6 protein-coding genes and 2 pseudogenes are annotated in these 6,321 nt (G+C 71.8%); 4 read left to right on the top strand and 4 right to left on the bottom strand.

The window, feature by feature from the left end:
- The first annotated feature begins 6 nt into the window (after positions 1 to 6).
- The gene (locus AB0I23_RS32505) at positions 7 to 549 is read left to right on the top strand and encodes an AAA family ATPase (protein ID WP_359114716.1); all 543 of its coding nucleotides are present in this window, start codon (positions 7 to 9) and stop codon (positions 547 to 549) included.
- A gap of 27 nt (positions 550 to 576) precedes the next feature.
- Here the strand turns inward: AB0I23_RS32505 and AB0I23_RS32510 are convergent, their stop codons facing one another.
- From AB0I23_RS32510 to AB0I23_RS32520, 3 genes and pseudogenes are all read right to left on the bottom strand, one after another.
- The gene (locus tag AB0I23_RS32510) at positions 577 to 930 is read right to left on the bottom strand and encodes a VOC family protein (RefSeq protein WP_359114717.1); all 354 of its coding nucleotides are present in this window, start codon (positions 928 to 930) and stop codon (positions 577 to 579) included.
- 65 nt (positions 931 to 995) lie between these two features.
- The gene (locus AB0I23_RS32515) at positions 996 to 1,805 is read right to left on the bottom strand and encodes a methyltransferase domain-containing protein (protein ID WP_359114719.1); all 810 of its coding nucleotides are present in this window, start codon (positions 1,803 to 1,805) and stop codon (positions 996 to 998) included.
- Between the two features lie 113 nt (positions 1,806 to 1,918).
- Positions 1,919 to 3,423, bottom strand: a pseudogene (locus tag AB0I23_RS32520) (bifunctional phosphatase PAP2/diacylglycerol kinase family protein).
- Between the two features lie 81 nt (positions 3,424 to 3,504).
- Between AB0I23_RS32520 and AB0I23_RS32525 the strand changes: the two are divergent.
- From AB0I23_RS32525 to AB0I23_RS32535, 3 genes are all read left to right on the top strand, one after another.
- Positions 3,505 to 4,095, top strand: a complete 591-nt coding sequence (locus AB0I23_RS32525; RefSeq protein ID WP_359114721.1) for a TIGR03086 family metal-binding protein — start codon at positions 3,505 to 3,507, stop codon at positions 4,093 to 4,095.
- 150 nt (positions 4,096 to 4,245) lie between these two features.
- Positions 4,246 to 5,019 (top strand): IclR family transcriptional regulator, encoded by a 774-nt coding sequence (locus tag AB0I23_RS32530; RefSeq protein ID WP_359114723.1) that lies wholly within the window; start codon positions 4,246 to 4,248, stop codon positions 5,017 to 5,019.
- Positions 5,019 to 5,870: an SMP-30/gluconolactonase/LRE family protein gene (locus AB0I23_RS32535; protein WP_359114725.1), complete on the top strand. Its 852-nt coding sequence runs from the start codon at positions 5,019 to 5,021 to the stop codon at positions 5,868 to 5,870. Before AB0I23_RS32530 ends, AB0I23_RS32535 begins: the two co-directional genes overlap by 1 nt.
- Positions 5,871 to 5,959: 89 nt before the next feature.
- Here AB0I23_RS32535 and AB0I23_RS32540 read toward each other — a convergent pair.
- Positions 5,960 to 6,184, bottom strand: a pseudogene (locus tag AB0I23_RS32540) (hypothetical protein); the annotation flags it as partial.
- Positions 6,185 to 6,321 lie beyond the last annotated feature (137 nt).

Below are 6,321 nucleotides of genomic sequence, written 5' to 3' on the forward strand. Positions count from 1 at the left end.
CGGCGCGTGATCGTCTGGGTGAACGGTGCGTTCGGCAGCGGCAAGACGACGTTGGTGGCCGAACTGCACCGGCGGTGGCCCGAGGCCCTCGTCTACGACCCCGAGCAGATCGGTTACGTCCTGCGGGACATCGTGGAGGTCCCGAAGGGCAACTTCCAGCATCTGCCGTTGTGGCGACGACAGGTCGCCTCCATGGCCATCGGGCTGGTCGAGGAGTACGGGCGGCCCGTCCTGGCCCCGATGACCGTCGTCGATCCGCAGTACGCGGACGAGATCTTCGGAGCCCTGGAAACAGCTGGAGTGACGGTCCATCACTTCTTTCTCGAGGTGTCCGCCGATGTCCTGGAGCAACGGCTCGATGCCCGGGTCGTCGCCCCGGACGACCCCGTACGCGACGAGGCCGCCCGGCGGTGGGGCAAGGCGCAGATCGCGCAGTGCGTGGCCGCGGTCGACACGCTGCGGGCCGGGACGGTGCTCCTGGACGGCGAGCGGCCCACGTGCGAACTGGCGGACGAGGTGATGGCGCACGCGGGCACGGAGTCGCCGTAGGGGGCGCCGCGACCGGACCCTGCCGGGTCAGACGGGCAGGGTCCGGTCGACGTACTCGAAGACCGAGCCGTCCGGATGGACGGCGATCAGGTTCCGGCCGACCGGAGTCGGCACCGGGCCCGCGACGATCCGGGCGCCGACCCGGACGAGGGACTCATGGGCGTCGTCGACATTCTTCACCGCGATCGTCGCCGTCACCTTGCGCAGGATCTCCAGCTCCGACTCGGGGCCGCTCATCAGCAGAAAGCAGCTGATCGCGGCGACCGAGACCCCGCCGCGCTCGAAGCGCAGCGCCGAACTGGCCGTGAGTTCCTCGTAGAAGGCCACCGCGGCCTCCAGGTCATCGACGCATATACGCAGCGTGGTTCCCAGAATTTTCATGCGGAACAGGGTAGTTGGCGGGTGGCGCCCATGTGATCGATTCCACCCGCCGCTCCTCGGCGGTGTCAGGCGCGGCAGAGCACCTCGCCGTGCGGGACCATGAACCATGCGTCGTCCTGCTCGCCCCAGGCGCGCCAGGCCGCCGCGATGCCGGTCAGCTGCTCGGCGGTCGCATGACCACCGTCCACGGCCAGCCTCGCGTACACCGAACCGACCGTTCGGTCCGCCCACAGGCCGCTCCACCAGGCGCGGTTCTCCGGCGTGGCGTAACACCAGGCGGCGGCGGACGGGGTGATGTCGGTGAAGCCGGCCTGCCGGGCCCAGGCGAGCAGGCGTCTGCCCGCGTCCGGCTCGCCGCCGTTGGCGCGGGCCACTCGTCCGTACAGCTCCTGCCACGCGTCCATGACGGGCATGTCGGGGTACCAGGTCATCGCCGCGTAGTCGCTGTCCCGGGCCGCGACGATGCCGCCGGGACGGCAGACCCGCCGCATCTCACGCAGTGCCTGCACCGGGTCGCCCACGTGCTGCAGCACCTGGTGGGCGTGCACGACGTCGAAGGAGTCGTCGGGGAAGTCCAGGGCGTGCACGTCGGCGGCGGTGAACTCGACGTTGTCCAGGCCGCGTTCGGCGGCGAGCTCGGCGGCCTGGTCCAGGATCTCGCGGGTGGTGTCGACGGCGGTCACCCTGCCGGGGGCGACCAGCGCCGCCAGATCCGCGGTGATGGTTCCGGGACCGCAGCCGACGTCCAGCACCGCCATGCCGGGCCGGATTTCGCCGATCAGATAGGCCGCGGAGTTGGCGGCGGTGCGCCAGCGGTGCGAGCGCAGCACCGACTCGTGGTGGCCGTGGGTGTAGACGGCGGTCTCCTTCGGCATGGCTGTGCGTCCTCTCCCGGAGCGTGATGCGAAGCGCTGAGCGATGCGCCAACCGTACGCCGAGATGTCGGATGATGAGATAGACGTCTTGAGATATGGACAAGCTCGACGGCTCACACCGGCATCGGGCAGTAGACGGTCAGCGCCTCCGGCAGCTTGTCGATCACCAACTCGCGCTGACTGTGCGCCACTTCACCGTCGTATGCGTAGGGCGTTCCCGGGGTCAGGCCGGCGATCCGGACCCTTCGGAGCCGTACCGCCGCATGAACGGGTGAGCGGCTCAAGGGGCCCGCAACCGCTGCCGCGAGGAGGCGCAGGCCGGGTGTGCGGCCGCCGTGCACCACCCGTACGTCGAGCGACCGTCCGCGAGATTGTGGCGCCGGCCCGGCGCCGGACCCACCCGCCGGAAGAGGCCGTTGCCTACGAACAGCAGCCACAACGGCCGCCGCCTGCCCTGCAGTTCGGCCTCCAGTGGGCGCTCGCCGCGCAGCACGTGGAGCGCCGCCACGACGCCTGCCGGCCAGCCGCCGATGCGCGGCGTCCAGCGTTCGCGGGTCCGTACCAGCTCCGGATAGGCGCCCAGACTGAATGCGTTGAGGAAATAGCCGTGCGCGCCGCCCGGCCCGTCCGGGCCCGGCCGGAAGCGGCCCAGGTCCACCCGTACCGCATCGCCCGAGATCAGCGCGGCGCACACGTCGTCCACCGTCTCGATGCCCAGGTCGTAGGCGAAGTGGTTGAGGGTCCCGCCGGGGAACACCGCGAGAGGCGCGCCGTGCGCGGCGGCGACCGCAGCGGCGCTGTTGACCGTGCCGTCGCCCCCGCAGATCCCGAGCGCACGGCCCTGTCCGGCTGCCTTCTCCAGCTCGTCGGAGAGCTCACCGGGCGCGCACTCCACCACCTCGGCGAGCGGCAGCGCGTCCTGTACCTGCGAAGCCGTGGCCGTCGCCGAGCCGGACTCCTGGTTGACGACGACCACCAGACCCCGGCCGTCCGGCAGGGCGGGCGCGTGGGCGGGAGGTCTGCCCGGCGCGGGCAGCTGTCCACGCGTCGGTACGACACCGCGCAGCGCGAACGCGGCTCCTATGCCGAGCGCCGCACCGGCCAGCACATCACTCGGATAGTGGACCCCCGTATAGACCCGGGAGGCGGCGACGGCCAGTGCGAGTGGCGCGACCGCCGTGCCCCAGCCCTTCGATTCGAGGGCGACGCCCGTCGCGAAAGCCGCCGCCGACGCGGCATGCCCGGACGGGAAGGAGGTGGTGAACGGCTGGTGGGTGAGCCGCCGTATCACCGGAACGGCGTCCAGCACCGGCCGCTCCCTGCGCACCACGCCCTTCCCCACGGTGTTGATCGCGGCCGAGGCCACGGCCAGCGAGGCCACCCCGCGGAGCGCGGCGCGCCGGGCCCGGGCGCTGCCGCCGAAGGCCGCCATGCCCGCCGCGGCCCCGAACCACAGCAGTCCGTGATCGGCGCTGCGGCTGAGCCGGGGCAGTACGGGGCCGGCGCCCGGCCAGTGCTGGCCGGCCACGCTCCGGAAGACGGCGAGATCGCGCAGGTGCAGCCAGGTGCGGAGTCCGGTGGGTGAGGGGACGGAGGATGCGTTGCTCGGTGATGACATGGGGCTGCGGATACCCTTTTCGGCCGGGCCGAAGCAGCAGGCGCGCTCGCGCGCGGCTCTCCGGACGGAGACAGTGGTCACATGGCATCTCACTCCTCTTCCGATCGCGACCTGCTCAACCGCCACGCCGAGGCGCTCCAGCTCTTCACGGACCGGGTGCACGCCGTGCGCGACGACCAGTGGTCCGCGCCGACGCCGTGCACCGAGTGGTCCGTCCGCGATCTGGTCGCCCATCTCACGTCCGAGCAGCTGTGGGTCCCGCCGCTGGTGACGGAGGGGCGCACGGTCGCCGAGGTCGGGGACGCCTACGACGGTGATGTGCTGGGCGACGACCCCGCCGCCGTCTGGGACCGGGCGGCGGCAGGGGCGCGCGAGGCGTTCGCGGCACCGGGGGCGTTGAAGCGGACCGTGAGCCTGTCGTACGGGGACACCGCCGCCGACGCGTACTGTGCGCAGATGGTGAGCGACGCGGTGGTGCACTCCTGGGACCTGTCCCGGGCGATCGGTGCCGACGAGCGGCTGCCGGAGGATCTGGTCGCGTTCACGCGGCGCGAGGTCGGACCGTATGCGAAGGGGCTGTCGCAGACCGGTCTGTTCGCCCCGGCCGTCAGCACCACGAAGGACGCCGACCCGCAGACCCAGCTGCTCGCACTCCTCGGCAGGCAGCTCTGACAAAGAGTCGGTAAACGGATCATACCGGCGTACCGGCGGGGTATCGGACCGGGGCGACGCCATTGCCGTGGCAAGTGTGCTGCGATTAGCCTGTGTTCGCGATTCCGGTCACTGGTCGGAGTGTCGAACATGAGAGGTGGGTGCACGACCATGGGGCGACTCGTCCCTGCGGTGACGCGGGCCCTGGACGTACTCGAACTCTTCCTCCACGGTGACGGCACACTCTCCGCGCCCGAGGTCACCCGCAGGCTCCAGCTGCCGCGCACCACCGTCCACGAACTGCTCACCACCCTCGCCGCCCGCTCCTACCTGGTGGCGATCCCGGAGCAGCCCGGCCGCTACCGCCTCGGCGTCCGTACGTACCAGCTCGGCAGCCGGTACGCCGAGCAGCTCGACCTCGCCGCCGAGGGACAGCAGGTGGCCCGTGAGGTCGCCGAGACGTGCGGCGAGACGGTCCATGTGGCGATCCTGGAGGACGCCGACGTCATCTATATCGCCAAGGTGGACTCCACCCATGCCGTCCGGATGGTCTCCGCGGCCGGGCGCAGGCTGCCCGCCCACTGCACCTCCGTCGGCAAGATGCTGCTCGCCGCCCTGCCCGACCGGGAACTCGACGCCCGGCTGGACGGCCGCGAACTCACCGGCATGACCCCCAACAGCATCACGGACCCCGCCGAGCTTCGGACCGTGCTCACGGCTGTCCGGGAGCGGGGGATCGCGGTGGAACACCGCGAGTCCAACCCCGATGTGAGCTGTGTGGCGGCTCCGGTGCGGGACCGGTCGGGACGGGTCGTCGCCGCGCTGTCCATCTCCGTGCCGATGATCCGCTGGACCGAGCAGCGCGAGGAGGAGCTGGCGGTCCTCGCGGCCGACGGCGCCGACGCGCTCTCCGGCCGGCTCGGACACCACGCGAGGGGTAAGTGATGCGCGGCCCCCGCCCCGAGGTGGCGGTGCGGGAGCACGCCGAGCTCGGTGAGGGGCCGACCTGGGACCCGGTCACCGGACGGCTGATCTGGGTCGACATCCTCTCCGCCCGCGTCCACACGTACGACCCGGTGAGCGGCCGCCGCACGGTCATGGCCACCGAACAGCACGTCGGAGCGGCGAAGCCGCGGGCCGGTGGCGGTCTTGTGGTCAATCTGCGCGACGGTGTCGGCCTGTACGACCCCGACGGCGCCTTCCGCTGGCTGGTGCACGACCCCGCGCCCGGACGGCGCGGCAACGACGCCGCTGTCGCGCCCGACGGGGCGCTGTGGGCGGGCACCATGCGCTACAACGACGCGGAGACCGGCGGCAGCCTCACCCGCGTCGCGCCCGACGGCACGGTCGCCCCGGTGCTGCCCGTGGTGACGTGCAGCAACGGCACCGGATGGAGCCCCGGCGGGCGGCTCATGTACTACATCGACACCCCGACGCGCCGGATCGACCTCTTCGACTTCGACGGTGAACACGCCGTGAACCGGCGGACGTTCGCCACCGTCGAGGAGGGGGCGGGCTTCCCGGACGGGCTGACGGTCGATGCCGAGGGAGGCGTCTGGGTCGCCCTCTGGGACGGCGCCGCGCTGCGCCGTTACACGGCGGACGGCGCGCTGGACCGGACCGTCGAACTGCCGGTACGGCGCCCGACGGCCTGCGCGTTCGGCGGTGCGGACCTGCGCGACCTGTACATTTCCACGGCCCGGACGGGGATCGACTCCCCGCATCCGCTGTCCGGTTCACTGCTGGTGCTGCCGGATGCGGGACAGGGGATGGCGGGGACTGCCTTCGCGGGTTGAAGCGGACGGGGGGTGCCCCTGAAGGCATCGCCCCGTCCCTCCCACGGGATAGTGATGGAGTCGGCGCCGAGCTGCTCGTGGACCGTCTACGCGGCGGGGTTCACCGGGCCGATGTGCGCCGACACCTTGAACGTCGTATCGGTGGGCAGCACGCCCTGTAGCCGAAACCTGTGCAGCGTCCGGAGCACCCCTTCGTCCGCGACGAGCAGACACTTCACGCCCGACTCCGACGCGTGCAAAGCGTCTTCGACGCGTCCGGCGAGTGCGTCATGCCCGCAGCCCCGCACCGCCCGAGAGGAGTGCCTGGGTGCGCCGACTCCGGGCACTGAAAGGGGAGTTAGAGGCCGCGCAGATAGGTGGGGTGGAGGAAGGAGCGGGGTGAGGGGCAAGCCTGGCCTGCCCCGACCTGGGCCCGACGCATGACCGCCGACGGATGGATCGCCACCCGCCG

This window comes from Streptomyces atratus, assembly GCF_040655115.1.
Classification (GTDB): domain Bacteria; phylum Actinomycetota; class Actinomycetes; order Streptomycetales; family Streptomycetaceae; genus Streptomyces; species Streptomyces atratus_D.

Excerpts from the sequence above, each read along its gene's own strand:
- AB0I23_RS32510 (WP_359114717.1), bottom strand. The coding sequence starts at position 930 with ATGAAAATTCTGGGAACCACGCTGCGTATATGCGTCGATGACCTGGAG.
- AB0I23_RS32525 (WP_359114721.1), top strand. The coding sequence starts at position 3,505 with ATGGCATCTCACTCCTCTTCCGATCGCGACCTGCTCAACCGCCACGCC.
- AB0I23_RS32535 (WP_359114725.1), top strand. The coding sequence starts at position 5,019 with ATGCGCGGCCCCCGCCCCGAGGTGGCGGTGCGGGAGCACGCCGAGCTC.
- AB0I23_RS32515 (WP_359114719.1), bottom strand. The coding sequence starts at position 1,805 with ATGCCGAAGGAGACCGCCGTCTACACCCACGGCCACCACGAGTCGGTG.
- AB0I23_RS32530 (WP_359114723.1), top strand. The coding sequence starts at position 4,246 with ATGGGGCGACTCGTCCCTGCGGTGACGCGGGCCCTGGACGTACTCGAA.